The sequence below is a fragment of the Galbibacter sp. BG1 genome (assembly GCF_013391805.1).
Classification (GTDB): Bacteria; Bacteroidota; Bacteroidia; order Flavobacteriales; family Flavobacteriaceae; genus Galbibacter.
This window is the reverse complement of record NZ_CP058364.1, coordinates 1878613-1896119: the sequence shown is the minus strand read 5'-3', so window position 1 is coordinate 1896119 and position 17507 is coordinate 1878613. Positions and strand designations below refer to the sequence as shown.

General features: G+C 36.7%; 17 protein-coding genes and 2 tRNA genes. 6 read left to right on the top strand and 13 right to left on the bottom strand.

Features of this window, described 5'->3' with window-relative positions; all coding sequences use genetic code 11:
* The first annotated feature begins 86 nt into the window (after positions 1-86).
* The 3 genes from rlmD to HX109_RS08375 are packed head-to-tail and all read left to right on the top strand — an operon-like array spanning position 87 to position 2839.
* Complete coding sequence (rlmD, locus tag HX109_RS08385) at positions 87-1496, top strand: 23S rRNA (uracil(1939)-C(5))-methyltransferase RlmD (protein ID WP_178951050.1); 1410 nt, start codon at positions 87-89, stop codon at positions 1494-1496.
* Between the two features lie 22 nt (positions 1497-1518).
* On the top strand, positions 1519-2079 hold the full coding sequence (locus HX109_RS08380) for a DUF6452 family protein (protein WP_178951048.1): 561 nt from the start codon (positions 1519-1521) through the stop codon (positions 2077-2079).
* A complete protein-coding gene (locus HX109_RS08375) occupies positions 2060-2839 on the top strand; it encodes a DUF6048 family protein (RefSeq protein ID WP_178951046.1) in 780 nt (259 codons plus the stop codon). Before HX109_RS08380 ends, HX109_RS08375 begins: the two co-directional genes overlap by 20 nt.
* A gap of 19 nt (positions 2840-2858) precedes the next feature.
* Here HX109_RS08375 and HX109_RS08370 read toward each other — a convergent pair whose 3' ends face one another.
* Entirely contained in the window at positions 2859-3095 is a 237-nt protein-coding gene (locus HX109_RS08370) for a hypothetical protein (protein ID WP_178951044.1), read from the bottom strand.
* A gap of 22 nt (positions 3096-3117) precedes the next feature.
* Entirely contained in the window at positions 3118-4284 is a 1167-nt protein-coding gene (locus HX109_RS08365; RefSeq protein ID WP_178951042.1) for a class I SAM-dependent RNA methyltransferase, read from the bottom strand.
* Positions 4285-4374: 90 nt separating this feature from the next.
* Between HX109_RS08365 and HX109_RS08360 the strand changes: the two genes are divergently transcribed.
* Complete coding sequence (locus HX109_RS08360) at positions 4375-5049, top strand: ZIP family metal transporter (RefSeq protein WP_178951040.1); 675 nt, start codon at positions 4375-4377, stop codon at positions 5047-5049.
* Here HX109_RS08360 and HX109_RS08355 read toward each other — a convergent pair.
* Complete coding sequence (locus HX109_RS08355; RefSeq protein ID WP_178951039.1) at positions 5046-6236, bottom strand: Gfo/Idh/MocA family protein; 1191 nt, start codon at positions 6234-6236, stop codon at positions 5046-5048. The genes HX109_RS08360 and HX109_RS08355 overlap by 4 nt on opposite strands.
* 211 nt (positions 6237-6447) lie before the next feature.
* On the opposite strand from HX109_RS08355, the gene HX109_RS08350 reads away from it, so the two are divergent.
* Complete coding sequence (locus HX109_RS08350) at positions 6448-6876, top strand: DUF4268 domain-containing protein (RefSeq protein WP_178951037.1); 429 nt, start codon at positions 6448-6450, stop codon at positions 6874-6876.
* Positions 6877-6922: 46 nt separating this feature from the next.
* A complete protein-coding gene (locus tag HX109_RS08345; RefSeq protein ID WP_178951035.1) occupies positions 6923-9130 on the top strand; it encodes an Ig-like domain-containing protein in 2208 nt (735 codons plus the stop codon).
* A gap of 51 nt (positions 9131-9181) precedes the next feature.
* Here HX109_RS08345 and trhA read toward each other — a convergent pair whose 3' ends face one another.
* The 10 genes from trhA to HX109_RS08295 all read right to left on the bottom strand — a co-directional run bounded on the left by trhA (position 9182) and on the right by HX109_RS08295 (position 17475).
* Positions 9182-9811 carry a PAQR family membrane homeostasis protein TrhA gene (trhA, locus tag HX109_RS08340; RefSeq protein ID WP_178951033.1) on the bottom strand — a complete coding sequence of 210 codons (630 nt, stop codon included), beginning with the start codon at positions 9809-9811 and terminating at the stop codon, positions 9182-9184.
* Positions 9812-10025: 214 nt separating this feature from the next.
* Positions 10026-10100: transfer RNA gene (locus HX109_RS08335), tRNA-Val, on the bottom strand.
* Positions 10101-10166: 66 nt separating this feature from the next.
* Positions 10167-10244 (bottom strand) — tRNA-Val (locus HX109_RS08330).
* Positions 10245-10313: 69 nt separating this feature from the next.
* Entirely contained in the window at positions 10314-11495 is a 1182-nt protein-coding gene (locus HX109_RS08325) for a bifunctional folylpolyglutamate synthase/dihydrofolate synthase (RefSeq protein WP_178954120.1), read from the bottom strand.
* 31 nt (positions 11496-11526) lie between these two features.
* Positions 11527-12420: an energy transducer TonB gene (locus tag HX109_RS08320; protein WP_178951031.1), complete on the bottom strand. Its 894-nt coding sequence runs from the start codon at positions 12418-12420 to the stop codon at positions 11527-11529.
* Position 12421: 1 nt separating this feature from the next.
* A complete protein-coding gene (locus tag HX109_RS08315) occupies positions 12422-12808 on the bottom strand; it encodes an ExbD/TolR family protein (protein WP_178951029.1) in 387 nt (128 codons plus the stop codon).
* Positions 12809-12900: 92 nt separating this feature from the next.
* Entirely contained in the window at positions 12901-13590 is a 690-nt protein-coding gene (locus tag HX109_RS08310) for a MotA/TolQ/ExbB proton channel family protein (RefSeq protein WP_178951027.1), read from the bottom strand.
* A 58-nt stretch (positions 13591-13648) separates the two neighbouring features.
* Complete coding sequence (nhaD, locus tag HX109_RS08305; RefSeq protein ID WP_178951025.1) at positions 13649-15010, bottom strand: sodium:proton antiporter NhaD; 1362 nt, start codon at positions 15008-15010, stop codon at positions 13649-13651.
* Positions 15011-15037: 27 nt separating this feature from the next.
* On the bottom strand, positions 15038-16264 hold the full coding sequence (locus HX109_RS08300) for a Glu/Leu/Phe/Val dehydrogenase dimerization domain-containing protein (protein WP_178951023.1): 1227 nt from the start codon (positions 16262-16264) through the stop codon (positions 15038-15040).
* 143 nt (positions 16265-16407) lie between these two features.
* Positions 16408-17475 (bottom strand): anhydro-N-acetylmuramic acid kinase, encoded by a 1068-nt coding sequence (locus HX109_RS08295; protein ID WP_178951021.1) that lies wholly within the window; start codon positions 17473-17475, stop codon positions 16408-16410.
* Between the last annotated feature and the right edge of the window lie 32 nt (positions 17476-17507).

Below are 17507 nucleotides of genomic sequence, written 5' to 3'. Positions count from 1 at the left end.
TCTCCGTGAGTTGTAGCAGAAAACAACCTGCTTTAATTAGCTAACTTTAAGTTAGAAATGGTATAAAAAAATCCTATTTTTGCCGCATGTCGAGAAAGAATAGAAAACAGTTTTTTGAGCAGGTTGAAGTAATAGATGCTGGCGCCAAAGGAAAAGGCGTGGCCAAAGCACCCGATGGGCGTGTTATTTTTCTTCCCTATGCCGTGCCCGGTGATGTAGTAGACGTGCAAACCTTTAAAAAGCGTAAGGCTTATTTTGAAGGAAAAATTGCCAGTTTTCATACCGAATCCCCTAAAAGAACCACTCCGGAATGTCAACATTTTGGAGTCTGTGGAGGATGTAAATGGCAAAATATGGGGTACGAGCATCAGTTGTTTTACAAACAAAAAGAAGTTGAAAACAATTTGAAGCGTATCGGTAAAATCGATCTTCCTGAATTTACTCCTATTCTTGGTTCAGAAAACATCTATTTTTACAGAAATAAAATGGAATTCTCTTTTTCGAACAGCCGGTGGTTAACCCAAAAAGAAATTGAAAGCGAGGAACATGTAGATGATAAAAATGCTTTGGGCTTTCACATTCCTGGAATGTGGGATAAAATATTGGACATTAAAAAATGTCATCTCCAAGAAGATCCTTCCAATGCCATTCGTCTGGCGGTTAAAAATTTTGCAGTTGCAAATAATTTAGCATTTTTCAATCCTAGAGAACAAAGCGGACTGTTAAGAACCATGATGATACGAACATCCTCCACCGGGGAAATAATGATTCTTATTCAGTTTTACGATGACAATGCTACAGAAAGGGAACTGCTTTTAGACCATCTAAAAGAAACATTTCCAGAAATAACTTCCTTGCAATACGTGATCAATCAAAAACCAAACGATACTATTTACGATCAAGAGGTTATTTGTTATGCTGGTAGGGATCATATTTTTGAAGAGATGGAAGGCCTTAAATTTAAAATTAACGCTAAATCTTTTTACCAAACAAATTCTGCCCAAGCATACGAACTTTATAAAATAACTAGAAACTTTGCCGGCTTATCTGGAGAGGAGTTGGTGTACGATCTTTATACAGGAACGGGAACAATAGCTCAATTTGTAGCCAAAGATGCTAAAAAAGTAGTTGGCGTTGAAGCGGTTCCAGAGGCAATTGAAGATGCCAAAGCCAATGCACAATTAAACGGTATTGAAAACGTTAGCTTTTACGCTGGTGATATGAAAGCTGTTTTTAACGAAGGCTTTATCCAGCGCAATGGCAAACCAGATGTTATTATTACCGACCCACCAAGGGATGGCATGCATAAAGATGTAGTACAACAAATTTTGAACATCGCCCCTAAAAAGGTGGTTTACGTAAGTTGTAACAGCGCTACACAGGCAAGGGATTTATTATTAATGGACGCCATGTACAAAGTTACCAAGGTACAACCCGTGGATATGTTCCCGCAGACGCATCATGTGGAAAATGTTGTACTTTTAGAAAAAAGATAAATTGATTCTTTTAAAAAAGAAGATGAAAAAACTTTTATTTATACTATTTATTTTTGGAATTGGAGCTGGTATATTCTCAGCTTGTGAAAAAGACGATATTTGTCCGCCCGAAACTTTAACCACACCCTATTTAAAAGTAGGCTTTTTCAACTTTAATAATCAAGAAAGGGAAAAAGCAGTTCCAAAATTACGTGTCTTGGGTGTAAACGTAGCAGAAGATGGAACCTACACCATAGTAGATACATTAAACACGTTTCCAGACCGCAGCAATCGGGTTGCGGTAGACCTACCCTTAAAAACTTCAGAGAACACCTCTACTTTTTTATTAATAAACAACTCCAGGGATAATGAAGATGGGGAAGAAATTGGAAATATAGACACCTTGCAGTTTAACTATACCCGGCAAGAACGATTTATTTCAAGGGGATGTGGTTATGGCGTTAATTTTACCGATTTAGTAACTATTTTAAATCCAGATTATAACGATACCGTACAGAATCCCAACGAATGGGTAACCGCCATTTTCGACCAAGAAACGAATCTAGAAAACCAAGACACGATTCATGTTAAAATATTTCATTAGTACCATAATCCTTCTTTGCGTATTCACTTCTTATTCTCAAGAAAAAGAAGCTGTTATAGTGGATAGCAGTTCCATAGATACGGTGCCTGTCAACAAAATAAAGCTGGATAGTACCATCTACAGACAACGCTATGGTTTAAGGATAGGTGTAGATCTAAGTAAACCAATACGCTCCCTTTTGGATGACGACTATCGCGGACTGGAATTGGTAGGGGATTTTAGGGTTTCTTACAATTTTTATGTAGCTGCAGAGCTTGGAAACGAAGAAAAAACCACCCAAGAAGACAATTTTAATTTTACCACTAATGGTAGCTACGTGAAACTTGGTTTCGACTGGAACACTTATCAAAATTGGTATGGAATGGAAAACATTATAAATTTGGGAGTTCGTTTCGGCCTAAGTACCTTTAGCCAAACCCTAAACGATTATCAAGTCTACACCCCCAATCAATTTTGGGGAGAAGCTGCTGCTGGACTATCTGGAGCAGATAACCTAGGGGAATATAGCGGACTCAATGCGCAATGGACGGAAGTTGTTTTTGGGATAAAAGTAGAAATAGTACGCAATGTATTTATGAGTGGCAGTGTACGCCTAAATTACCTTATAAACGATACGCAAGCCAATCAATTTCCAAACCTTTACGTTCCAGGCTTTAATAAAGTTACCGACGGTAGTAAATTTGGCGTGGGTTACAACTATACCATTTCTTATTTAATCCCTGTGTTTAAAAGTAGCAAACCAAAAAAGAAGAAAGAGTAACGATTGGACCTAAGCTTTGCTAATTAATATCTTTAAAACCCTTTATAAAAATCCATTTCATTTTTAACTGTTCTTTCCCACCTTGCTCAACTACCGCAAATTTGGGCGCCAAAATGCTGCTTGCAAAAGCTGCGATAAGCACTAGAATAAGATGACTTATGGAAGGGAACAAGAACATCAATCCAAAACGAAGGATTAAAAATATCCCTACAAATCCCAATAGATTGTATATAAATGCTTTTGTTTTTGGTTTCATTTAATTACCTCTTTTAAATTAACTATTTCGGCGGGTTGTTAAATTTAGCTTTTTTACTGCCTTCGTAGATTTCATATTTCAGCAGTTTACTTTCCAATTTCCCATTAAAGAGTTTTATTCTTCGGGAAGGTCTTAAGCCAACATTTTTAATCGCCTCCATATTCGAAGTGATAAACCAGGCATCGGTATTCGGATATTTCTGTTTTAAAGTATCCCCAATTTCCGCATAAAAAGTCTCCATATCTATTTGCAAACGTTCTCCGTAAGGTGGATTGAAGACCATATGTAATTTTCCTTCCACTTGCTTTTCCGTTTCAAAAAAGTCTTCCTGCTCTATGCTTATATAATCTGAAAGATTGGCGTTTTTAACATTATCGACTGCCTTTCTTACTGCGGAAGGTGCTTTATCGAAACCGTAGATTTTATAATGGAATTCGCGCGTCTTTTTTAAACTGCTCTCCACTATTTTATCAAAAAGGTCTTCATCGTAATCACGCCATTTTTCAAAAGAAAATTCCCTTCTATTTATGTTTGCCGGAATATTACAGGCAATCATCGCAGCTTCAATAGGAATGGTACCACTACCGCACATAGGGTCCATGAAATTGGTTTGGCCATCCCAACCGCTCAACAGAAGCATACCCGCTGCCAACACTTCGTTAATAGGTGCAATGTTAGTAGCTGTTTTATAACCTCGTTGGTGCAAAGACTGTCCCGAACTATCCAAAGAGACATTACAAATGTCCTTTTGAATATGAATATTAATACGCAAATCTGGATATTTTAAATCTACATCTGGACGCTTGCCATGGGTATTTCTAAATTTATCGGCAATGGCATCTTTTGTTTTTAAAGCTATAAAAAGAGAATGATTGAATTGCTCTGAATTCACCGTAGCATCGATCGCAAAAGTATTGTTGAAAGACATATACTCTTCCCAATCCATTTTATAGATCTTATCATATAAATCCTGTTCACTTCTAACCTTAAAACTATTAATAGGTTTTAAGATTTTAATGGCTGTGCGTAGGCAAAGGTTTGCTTTGTACATAAAACCTTTATCCCCTTCAAATGAAACGTTTCGAACACCTTTTTCTACATTAATCGCTCCCAGCTTTTTAAGTTCGCCTTCGAGTATTTCTTCAAAACCAAACATGGTTTTGGCCACCATTTTAAAATTATTAGACATATAACCGCTACTTTAAAAGGCAAAAATACGTTAATTTAGCTGCTTGAAATAATATTTACCGCTAATGCCCGATAAAAAAAGGGACTTTATATGTTAAATTACCTTCTGCCCATCCTCGCCGTACTTTTAGGATATGTTTTTGTACTGGTTTTTAAGTTCAAAGAAAAAAATAGTCTTAAACTACTCTTGGCTTTTAGTGGGGCTTTTTTATTATCCATTACTGTTTTCAATTTGTTCCCTGAAGTTTATGAAGATGGGGACCCCAAGAAAACAGGTGTATTTATTATGCTGGGTATTTTACTGCAAGTATTTCTGGAATTCTTTTCTAAAGGTGCAGAACACGGACATGTACACTTAAATAAGGAAATGCAGACCTTCCCTTGGCTGTTGTTTATAAGTTTGAGTATTCACGCAATTTTGGAAGGTTTCCCGATACATAATCACGACACTTTATTGTATGGTATAATTATCCATAAAATCCCTATTGCCATTATTTTGAGCACATTCTTTTTGAGCGCCCAAATGAAAAAGAGCACCGTAGCCATTTTTCTTATCCTCTTTTCTTTAATGACACCATTTGGAAGTTATATAGCCGAAAATTTCACTACAGTGCAGAAATACTATCATGAAATATCGGCTATTGTAATCGGTATTTTTCTTCATATCTCCACCGTCATACTTTTTGAAAGTTCCGAAGGACATAAATTCAACCTCAGAAAATTGATTGTAATTTTTCTGGGGATTCTTATTGCGTATTATATTTAAATCAAAGAAACATTTTTCCAATGCACTATTTTATTTAGGTGCATGGCATCTATTCCCATTTGCACAGCTACAGCAGCATTACCTCCTGTAACTGCATTGGATATTGGAGTGGTATTGGTCAAAATACTGTCCCTAAAATCCATTAAAGCCTGTTTTGTTGGATTGGCATGATTGTAAGGCAAAGGAATCCCTTTTCCTTCATCCCAACCATTACTAATGGTAGCTCCAGAAACGCCGTCTACCTCCCCAACTACTTTTTTAGCTTCATAGGTGCCTTCGGGATAAAACCAAGCTTTTGTATAATCTAAAATAATGGTTCCCTTGTCTCCCATGACCTTTATTTGGTAATCGTCCTTAGAATTGGAAGTCAAACATGTGAAACTAGCCTTTATCCCTTCTGGGTATTCGTATAAGAGGTGTACATTATCGTAGGTTTCTCTCCCGTCTTTCCAATAATCTATACCTCCCATACCCATGACTCTATTTGGGGTGGATTTTGTAACCCAATTGGCAAAATCTATTTGATGTGAGCATAGTTCTGCTGTAAGCCCTCCAGAAAACTCTTCATACATACGCCAATTAATAGCTCTCTCCAGTGAAGGATCCGGCACTGGTCTTCGCCAATCCCCGTTTCGGTTCCACTGACATTCAAAAGAAGTGATTTTTCCTATCTTCCCTTGGTGAATGGATTTAACTACATCTACATAGAGACGGGAACTGTGATATTGGTGTCCGGTCTGTAAAATTTTATCCGATTTATTGGCGGCATCGACTAAGGCTTTTATCCCTTTGTAACCGCGCGTCATTGTTTTTTCACAATAAACATGCGTGCCAGCTTGCAAGGCATCTACAGCAATGTCTCCATGTGTAGCGAAAGGGGTTGCAATGAGAACTGCATCTATATTTTTGTCTTCCAGTAGATTTCTATAATCGGTATAAGCTGTTGCTCTATTGCCAGTTCTTCGCAATCCTTTTTCCAAGCGGAAAGGCAATACATCGCAGCATGCCGCCACCTCAATACCTTCAATTTCATTTAAAAAAGGAATCAAGCCTCCGCCTCTACTCCCAGTTCCTATAACGCCAATTTTAATTGGCTTGTCCTTAAATATAGTTGGTACAACCGCACTAAAAACTGATGTTCCAGCTAGTGCCGCACTACTTTTTATTACAAAATCTCTTCGTTTCATTAATCTTTGCAGTAATTTAGGGATTCTTTATTTTTATTAAGTATCTATAAAATAAGCAAATTTAGTGCCGATTTCACAAATAAGTAACGACACTCATTAACTAATATTTATATTTTGATGTGAAAATAAAGATAAATTGAATAATAAAAAACCTTATTAACATTCTGTTTCCTCGGAATTAAAATATTTTTGCATTCATATTTAAATTATCATGTTTAGCAGGGAAGAATCTAAAGCATTACGAAAAGAATTTTGGATATCATTTGGGAAGTCTTTTCCAAGGAAATGGATTCTGTACAATACCAAAATCAAAAATTTTTCTTTTAAGTTTTATTTTGATAAGAAGAAAGCTATGGTGATGCTCGATATTGAAGATCAAGATCTAGAAAAACGGATTACCTATTACGAAAAAATGGAGTCCCTTAAGTCCGTTCTCATAGAACATTACTTACCAGAAGCTATCTATGAGGATATTTATTTTTTAGACAATGGTAAGGAGATCTCAAGAATTTATGTTTTGAAAGAAGGGGTAAGCATTCATAACAAAAATACGTGGCAAGAGACCATGGTATTTTTAAACGAAACTATGCAAAAGTTTGAAGAATTTTATTTAGACTTCGAAGATTTTATCAAGTCTTAAATTTTAAATCTATATATTAGTAGCTCTAAACTAAACATTTACTTTAATGCTACGATTTGTTACTCTACTGATTTTTTTCGCCTTTATAATAGGTGCCTGCTCTGAAGATAAAGAGGAGGTTGATGTAACCCCTCCAAACTTTAATATAAAAATTGAAGGTCTCGATATTTCTTCATCAACAACGGAAACCCCAATAATAGGAAACAAGATTGACATCGAAATCAATTCCAAGGATGAAAAAAGTATAAGCAAAGTTGAAGCCTTTATAAACAGCGACAAGTTAAGCGAAGACTTGCAAGCACCTTTCAAACTGAGTTTAGATCTTTCTAGCTATAGTTCTGTCAAAAAAAACACTTCAAATAAAGGAGACAAGTACTCTCTTAAAGTGGTCGCCACAGGCTTTAATGGAATGACAGCAGCAACCACTCAAGAGGTTTTCATAGATAACACTTTACCCACGATCTCTGAAGTATCTATTGCAAATGACACCATTATTAATGGAGAAGAAAATATTATCACTTTTATTGCAGAAGACGATCAAGAAATAACAAAGCTTGAAGTGGTATTGAACGATACTATTATAGAGCATGAATCATTAGAAGATAATAATTACCAGTTCAATATAAATACTTTAACTCTCGAAGATGGAATTAAGACATTTATAATTTCTGCTTCCGATGCCGCTGGAAATAAAACGGATTATAATATAAGCCTGACTACAGATAATACGGGACCCAGCATGACCTTTGAAAACATAGAAAATGGTCAGACGATTTATGGGAAAATTATTCTTGAGCCTATTTTAGAAGATTTATATTCTGATATTGATAGCATTCAAATAAAACTAAACGACTCGATTTTAGTAAGCACGAAGAACGAGAAGGTTTCTTTTGAGTTTGACGCCAAACAATACCCAACTGGAAATCACAAATTGAATATTTCTAGTACAGACCACAAGGGAAATAAAAGCATTAAAGAAATAAATTTCTTAATTCACAGAAGACTTTTGGTGGTTAATATCCCTGAAGGCCTTATAAGTAATTCGTTTTCACAATTCTATATTTTCTCATCCGATAAAAACGGAGCAATTCTTGATTTAAAAGAAGTTTTTCCAACAACAAGGTCGGTTACTTTAAGCACTGAAAAAAACTTGGGCAGCAATGATAATTTCATGGTGACCTTTGCAGCTTTCAGTTCTGGTTATGCCGATTCTAGCTATTTAACAACTTTTCAAAATTTAACTATTAATAACCCTTCCGAAGTTCATCTGAAGCAAACAAATAGAGAAATTTCTCAAGCAAGAAAATATGTTAATTCAACAGGCTTGAATTTTGAACCCACTCTAGGTTCAATTATAAACGTTGACGCTTATGGCAGTGATTATAATGGTCAGTATATAAACGACACAAACAAGATGTGGATGGAATTATACGAAACAACTTTAAAACCAACCTCTTCTAAAGTATATTTTAGCTACCATAATCAAAACAATAATAATTACAAGTATTATATTGTTGATCGCGACAGCCTCAAAAATAATTTTAAATTGAATTACAACAATTTTATAACCGATGGCGTAGAAAGAAGATTTTTTAATGCCTCTATTTCCGATGAATCTAGACAAGAATACGGCTCCAGCTTGATTCTTGATGGATACCTAAATGAAGAAGATTTTTTGAACGGCAGTTTTAATAGAATATGGAGTTACGGAAATTACCCAGAAAAGATTAATGGTGCATACTTTGATTTTAACACGAATTTTCACAAATACTCTTATAGACTTGCAATTGGTAATTATTTCACAAAAAGAGTAGGACAACCAAAAGAATTTTATGACGTTCCTACATGGACTTTGGATTACTCTTTTTCTAATAACCAACTAAATTTAACGACAACAGGCGCCAATCATTATGTTGGCAATGTATATTTAGAAAATGATGATCAATCTCAAGATATTTATAGATGGAAAATAATTTTTAACAGTAAGGATTCTGAAAGGATCATCTTGCCCGAATTACCCTTGGAATTAGCTACTTGGAATATTATGGATGATTTTCAAAATCAAAATTTAACAATCCAACAAGTCGATATTAGAAGGTATGGTTCGATTGAAAATTATGATGAATACTTAAACAAATCTTTGAAGAATAATTTAAACAATTCTCAAACATCCGATTTAATTGAAGGGATTTATTCCAATAAATATCCCGCATTTAGCGATATTGAAGATTTCTTTATATTCAGGTATTATTAATTTCATCAATAAATTTAGCAGATGGTTATAAAACAAATTCTAAAACTAACCTTAAAAGTTCAGAACCAAACTCAGCACCATAAAATAATGACTTATAGCACCGCCTAAAACAAAAAAATGCCAGATAACATGGTGATAAGGAATTTTTTTAATGGCGTAAAAGACAATGCCGATGGTGTAAAATAAACCTCCCATCACCAAATACAATAGTTCTGGTTTGGAGAGTGCCGCCATTAAATTTTTCACATCAAATACTATAAGCCAACCCATGGCCAGATATAATAAAAGGGAGAGGTATTCAAATTTTCCCGTAAAAAACAACTTTAATATAAGTCCCACCGCTGCAATTCCCCAAACAGTCCAGAAGAAGCTCCAGCCAGACCCACTTTCTAAGGATATTAAACATACCGGGGTGTACGTTCCAGCAATTAAAAAATAGATGCTGATATGATCTAACTTCCGGAGGAAAGTTTTTTTACCAATATTTGTTACTGCATGATAAACGGTAGAAATGGAGAACAATAGAAAAGCAGAGAGTCCGTAAATCCAAATACTTAAGGTGCTATATGCCGTTTTATGACTGTCCTGTTGAAGCAAATAGACAAGTCCTACCATACTGAGAAGCGCCCCAATACCATGGGTTAAGGCATTCCAAAACTCTTCTTTTTTCGACTGATCCATATTTTTTAAATGAAAAAAGCCACTCAATTTCTTGAATGGCTTGTTGTTGTGGGCGATACTGGATTAAATCTCCATTCCGCGCATGCCTGCAAATAGCAAACCTTAATGCACTAAAGTGATTGTTTCTTTGTATTCTTCAAACGCTCAAGCCAACTTGGCGTTTTAAAAAACAAAGAAACCGACATTTTTACAAATGCCGGTTCACTGCTTGTTGTGGGCGATACTGGATTCGAACCAGTGACCCCCTGCTTGTAAGGCAGGTGCTCTGAACCAACTGAGCTAATCGCCCCTAAAACGCATCAAATAAATGAAAGATTTTTATAAAAAAAGACTTCCGCTAAGGAAGTCTCAAAATTGGTGGGCGATACTGGATTCGAACCAGTGACCCCCTGCTTGTAAGGCAGGTGCTCTGAACCAACTGAGCTAATCGCCCTTCATCTGCTTGATTGCGGTTGCAAATATAGAACAGTTTTTCATTTCAGCAAAGAAAAAAATAAAAAATTTAAACCACCTCCGCAACCACAAAGGTACTGCCTCCAACGTAAATAAAATCGTCTTCATTGGCTGCATTTCGAGCCGCTTCTAAAGCTTCTGAAACTGAACTGAATACCGCTCCGATCAAACCGTTTTCTTTAGCTTTTTCCTTTAGTATTTCCGCATTTAAGCCGCGAGAAATATTTGGACTACAAAAGTAATACAATGCATTTTTTGGTAAAATGGGAACAATATCTTCTAGCTTTTTGTCCTTTACGAACCCTAAGACCATATGTAACCTAATAAAATCCTGTTTGGAAAGCTGCTTCATAACAATAGAAAGGCCTTCCTTATTATGTGCAGTGTCGCAAATTATGGTGGGATGTTCGCCTAGCTGTTGCCAACGCCCCATCAAACCCGTATTTTTTACCGTATTTTGAAGTCCGTTAATTATATTTTCTTCTGAAACCTTAAAACCTTTTAACTCCTTTAGCGTGGCCACAACAGCTTTTATATTATTTACTTGGTAATCACCTAGCAAATCGCTTTTGTAATTTAGTTCCAATTTGGAAGCTAGGCTCATGCTTGCCTGTTTTTCTATTGCGATTTTTTGAAAAACGGGGAATGTTTCTTCATGATATTCACTTATCACTACGGGTACGTTAGGTTTTATAATCCCGCCCTTTTCCCATGCTATTTTCCCCAATGTATCCCCTAAAAAATCGGTGTGATCGAAACCAATATTGGTTATTACAGAAATTTCTGGGGTAATTATATTCGTAGAATCGAAACGCCCGCCAAGACCTACTTCAACAATAGCGATATCTACTTTTTCTTCAGAAAAATACTGAAATGCCATCCCAACGGTCATTTCAAAAAAGGAAAGTTCATGAGTTTCAAAAAACGGCTTATTTTCTGCAATGAAATTCACCACAAATTCTTCTGATATTTCTTTACCATCAATTTTAATACGCTCCCGAAAATCCTTTAAATGTGGAGAAGTGTACAAGCCCACTTTATAACCTGCTTCTTGAAGCACAGAAGCCATCATATGGCTGGTAGAACCTTTGCCATTGGTTCCGGCTACATGAATGGATTTAAAATTATTTTCGGGGTTTTGAAGATGTTCTGCCAATAGAATAGTATTAGTCAACTTGGGTTTAAAAGCAGATTGCCCTTGTTTTTGATACATGGGCAACCTTCCAAACATCCATTCTAGGGTTTGTTCGTATGCTCTTGAATTACTCACCGAGTTTAAAATTAACCACGATAAAACCTATTTGCCTTGATGGGGCATTGGGATCTGAATTCCATTTGTAAGATCTTGCCGTTTTACTGGCTGCATCCAATAAACACTTGGCAGCATTAGTGGTACCCTTTACACCTGGAGTCGCATTTATAACCTTACCAGAGCGATCTACCTCAATTTGCACCACTACCGTACCAGATTCATTACAATCTTGAACGAATTTGTTTCCTGCAACCAGATTACGGCCATTAAGTCCGTAACCCACACCACCAGAACCACTTCCACTGCCACCGTAGTAACTAGTTGCATAGGGATCGCCATCGGGCTGACCTTTATCGCCTGCGCGGTTGTCGTTTCCTTCTCCTCCCGTTGCAGTACCCTCGGAGCTATTGAGTCCGCCAATTAAATTATCAAGGTTTTTCTTCTTCGCCTCTTGCTCTTTTCGAACCCGCTCTTCTTCGGCTTTTCGCTCTCTTTCTTTACGCTCGGCTTCTGCCTGGGCTTTTCGTTTTGCTTCCTCTTCTGCTTTCTTTTTAGCTTCGGCTTCCTTCTTTTTCTTGATTACCACCGATTCTTCGTTATCCTGCGTAACCACATCTTCTGATTTGGTTTGAGCAGTTTCGGTTGGCGTCGTTGGTTTTGGAATTTCCTCCACCGGGGTTTCCTTAACTTCGGGCTGCTTAACGGGAGTACTTTTTATTTTCTCTTTGGGTTGAACATTTCCGCTTCCGTAGTTAGTGGTACCGAAATTCACAGAGATCCCACTTTCCAAAGGCGGATCCAAATATGAGAGTCCGATATAAAACATGAGGAATAGCAGTATCGACAACAGAACGGTTGTTACTGTAAACGACTTTTTTTTATGTCTTGTATCTAGTAGCGACATACTATTTCGGTCTAACAGCTAAAATTACTTTATAGTTATTCTGGTTGGCTATATCCATTATATTAACAGCGTTATCTATAGGAACGCTTTTCTCTGCCCTTAATATTATGGTTGGCTTTTCTACATCTTTTAGTCTTCTTTTTAATTCTGTCTCTACGAACTCCGGTTTAACCTTTACGTTATCGACATACACGTCCAGATCTTTATTGATACTTACAGATACATTTTGAGTATTGGTAGATTTTCCTTTTGCTTTAGGTAAAAGTAAATCGAGTGCATTGGGCGTATTTGAGGTAAGCATAAAGAACACCAAGAGCAGAAAAACAATATCTGTCATGGAACTCATACTGAATTCCGGCGACACTTTGTTTCTTCCTTTTAATTTCATTTACTATAAAATTTAGTGTTTTTAGAGAGAAACAGAAAACCTAAAATAAGGTTTTCTGTTTTATAAAGTTTTGCATTGCGGTCGACAAGCGACTACATTGGTTCATCCAGAAGATCTAAGAACTCCACGGCATTCGCTTCCATATTGTGTACCACCTTATCGGTACGCACCACTAAATGATTATAACCAATATAGGCTATAATACCAACAACCAAACCTGCAACTGTAGTAGTCATTGCGGTATAAATACCACTTGCCAATTGTCCCATTTCTGCTTGCCCTCCACTGGTAGCCATTTGGTGAAATGCAATAATCATCCCGATTACCGTCCCCAAGAAACCAATCATAGGAGCAGCTCCGGCAACTGTTGCCAAGATACTTACATTCTTCTCTAGCTTATAAACCTCCAGTGTCCCGGCATTTTCTATAGCTTTATTGATATCTTCCAAAGGTTTCCCTATTCTGGAGATTCCCTTTTCTGTTAATCGTGCTACAGGAGAATCGGTTTGGGCACAAAGTATTTTTGCGGCTTCCAATTTTCCGTTTGAGACATGGTCCCTAATTTGAAGCATAAAATTTTTATCGATTTTTGAAGCTGCCTTAATAGCAAATGTACGTTCAAAATAAATGTACAAGGCCACAAAAAGCAGTACAAAAAGAATTCCTATAATTATGATGCTTCCTGCACCACCATTAACAATTAGATCTATGACCGAAAGTGTTTTTTCTTCGGAAAGAGCCTCCTCAGCCACCTCTTGGGTTGCTTCTTGAAATAATATCATATATTATTGTTTAGCGTATTAGGTTATGGTTAATAACGATGTATTGAATTAAAAATTATTAATTAAGTATAAAATTTCTAATTAACATGAAAACCCCTGCTCCAGAAAGGAAACCAATCAAAGCCAACCAACCGATTTTCTTCAAATACCAGAAAAAGTCAATTTTTTCCATTCCCATGGCAACAACACCGGCGGCAGAACCAATAATTAACATACTACCTCCAGTTCCCGCTGAATAGGCGATGAAGTGCCAAACAGGATCGTCCATCCCAACAGAGAACATCCCAATACTAGCTGCTACTAAAGGCACGTTATCAATTACAGCAGAACCAGCACCTAAAATAAGTACAACTAAATCCGATACTTTTTCACCCATAGATTCTGTTCCTAAGAACGGCATATTTTCATCCATAGATTCAGCAAAATGGAACAACATTCCTAGTGATTCTAATGCTGCTACTGCCATTAAAATACCTAAGAAGAACAAGATGCTAGGCATTTCAATTTTAGAAAGCGAATGGTGCACAGGACTATGGTGTCCTTCATAATCCCCATCACTTTGATTAACCCCAGATATTGCAAACTTTTTATTACTATAGATTTCAGCAAAAGTGGCTACTACAGCCAAAGAAAGCATCATTCCTACATACGGGGGCAAATGGGTAAGTGTTTTAAAGAAAGGTACAAATACGATCATTCCTAAACCTAAATAAAGCATAATACTTCCGTACTTAGATTTTGGCTCAACGTCTCCAAATCCTCCTTCAATTTCTCCTTTAAAAACACTTAATCGAGAAGCAATAAAGGTTGGAACTACCATACAGAAAATGGAAGGAACCAATACGTGTTCTACAAGTTGAAGCGTTGAAACCTTTTTACCAATCCAAAGCATGGTTGTAGTAACATCCCCAATAGGAGACCAAGCTCCACCTGCATTGGCCGCAATAATAATAAGACCGGCAAACCACAAACGTAAGTTTCTATCGTGGATCACTTTTTGAAGAATTGTAATCAAAACGATAGTGGCGGTTAAATTATCGATGATAGCGGAAAGTACAAAAGCCAGAACACTGAAAATCCACAGTAATCTTCGTTTACTTTTGGTATTGATATATCCTTTAATAGTTGCAAAACCATCGAAATAGTCGATTATTTCAACAATTGTCATTGCTCCCATAAGGAAAATCAATATCTCAGCGGTTTTTCCAAGGTGATGCAATAAAATATATTCAAGGCTTGATGACTCCAGTTCTTTTAATTCTGTATTAACCTCAAACACATCCATGTGCGTTAATGCTATTATGGCCCATAAAATGGCCATCATTCCCAAAGCTGGGATCAGTTTATCTATTTTTAAATTGTGTTCTAATGTTATGGCTAGGTAACCAAGAACGAATACAAGAATAATAATTGTCTCCATAGGATCGTGTTAGTATAAATTTTGCGTCTAAATTAATTGTTTTAAAGCGATTTCGAAAGCAGTGCTGCTAATATTTATTTTTTCATCGCTATGCTTATATGCTTTTTGTAATGCTTTTTTAATAGTGCGGGAAGTATCTTCAAAAATGGCCTCGTCGGTCATTTCTGTTCTTCGCTCCATGAAATAAGCAAAAACCCGCGCCATGCCGCAGTTGGATATAAAGTCGGGAATAAGGCTTATTCTTTGGTCGGTATATTCCATAATCGGGCCGAAGAAAATTTCTTTATCTGCAAAAGGAACATTGGCACCACAGGAAACCACTTCCAATCCAGCATCGATAAGCTGAGTGATTTGATCTTTTTTAATAAGTCGAGATGCTGCACATGGCAAGAAAATATCTGCCGACAAACTCCAAATACGTTTATTCATCTCATCAAAAGAAAGCATATTAGGAACATCTAATGTATTCCCTTTTTTCGCCAAGAAAAATGATTTTATTTCAGCAAAAGAGAACCCTTCTTCATTAATAACACCTCCATTAATATCGGTAATTCCAACAATCAAGGCACCCATTTGGGAAAGATAATAAGCAGCGGCTGCACCCACGTTACCAAAACCTTGTATAATTGCTTTTTTCCCTTTTACGGTTCCTCCGTAAATATCGTAATAATGTTTTACAGATTCTGCCACACCATAACCGGTAATCATATCTGCTACGGTATACTTTCTTTTAACATCTGGGGAGAAATCGGTATTTTCCAAAACTTTTATTACACCTTGGCGTAACTGACCGATTCTATTAATCTTATCTGCTTCCGAAGGTTTAAAATGCCCGTTAAAAACACCTTCTTGAGGATGCCACACCCCACAATTTTCGGTAATTGGAATCACTTCATGGATTTCATCTACATTTAAATCGCCACCGGTTCCATAATAACTTTTAAGCAGTGGGGAAACGGCTTTGTACCAACGCTCCAAAACCCCTTCTTTTCTCGGGTCTTTGGGATCGAAGTTAATCCCCGATTTCGCACCACCAATAGCTGGTCCAGATACCGTAAATTTAACTTCCATAGTTTTTGCCAGCGACAATACTTCATTTGCATCCAAACCAACTCGCATTCGTGTTCCTCCTCCTGCAGCTCCTCCGCGCAAAGAATTAATTACCGTCCATCCTTCTGCTTCAGTTTCAGGATCTTTCCAATTAAAAATAATCTCAGGAGATTTATTTTCGTATTGTTTTAATAATTCTTTCATGTATCAGTATATATCACAAAATATCCTTTAACCGCAGTAAATCTTAACTAAAGCTAAATTAACTTTAGGATATTTTGTAAAATTATTTAAAATATGCACAAATATATAAAACTAAGAATGCCAACCTTAGGTTTTGCAATTTTTTAGGATTTTGGTAAATAAATTTTCCCGCTACTATGATCTTTAGAAGCCCCTGTGATGCTTTTTAGGCAGTTCACTTCATTCCGTTCCCTTAAAACACCTAAAAGTGCGAATATTACTGCTTCCTTAAATTCTACCACATTTTTATTCGGGATGATAAGAATGGCATCTGTAAGTGCTTTTAATCTTTTTATCAAGAAGGTATTGTATGCCCCTCCCCCAGTAATCAATATATTAGAAGGAAGTTCTACAACCGCACCAATTTGCTGGGCCACATGCTCTACATAAGTTCTTAGGATATCGACCACCTGTAGTTTATTATACGAATCGATCAAGGGAAAAACCTTACTTTCCACCCACTCAATACCCAGCGATTTAGGAAAGGGCTTTTTATAAAACTCCAAAGCGTTCAGCTCTTTCAACAATCCGTCGTGCACAGCGCCTTTGGAAGCCATCTTTCCTCCATCATCAAAATCCAGGTCAAGTTTGGCAACATAATGATTCAATACGGTGTTTACGGCGCAAATATCAAAAGCTTTACGAACGCCGGAATCATCAAAAGAAATATTTGCAAACCCGCCCAAGTTTAAGCAATAATCGTATTCACCAAAAAGCAATTGGTCGCCAATAGGCACAAGCGGCGCCCCTTGACCGCCAAGAGCCACATCTTCTACCCTAAAATCGCAAATTACTTTTTCTCCCAGTAGATCTGCCAAAATGGGCAAGTTTCCTATTTGATAGGTTTCTCCCTGATCTGGCTTATGAAAGACTGTATGCCCATGGGAAGCTACAAAATCTATTTCCTGAAGGTTGTTTTTCAATTTGAACCCTTTAATTACTTCAGCTAAAAAAACAGTATACTCTTTATCCAACTGAGCCAATTCTACTTCATTTAAATGAGTAGCTTTTTTGAGAATTCCTCGCCATTTCTCGATATAACCGACTGTTTCTGAATTTTTTACCAAAAAACTCCACTTACCATCTTTAGAAAAATTCACATACACCAAGTCTATTCCATCGAGGGATGTTCCAGACATTACTCCTATAACGTTGTAGTTTTCTATCTTCATAACAGTAAAAATAAATAAGAATGATTGAAAAT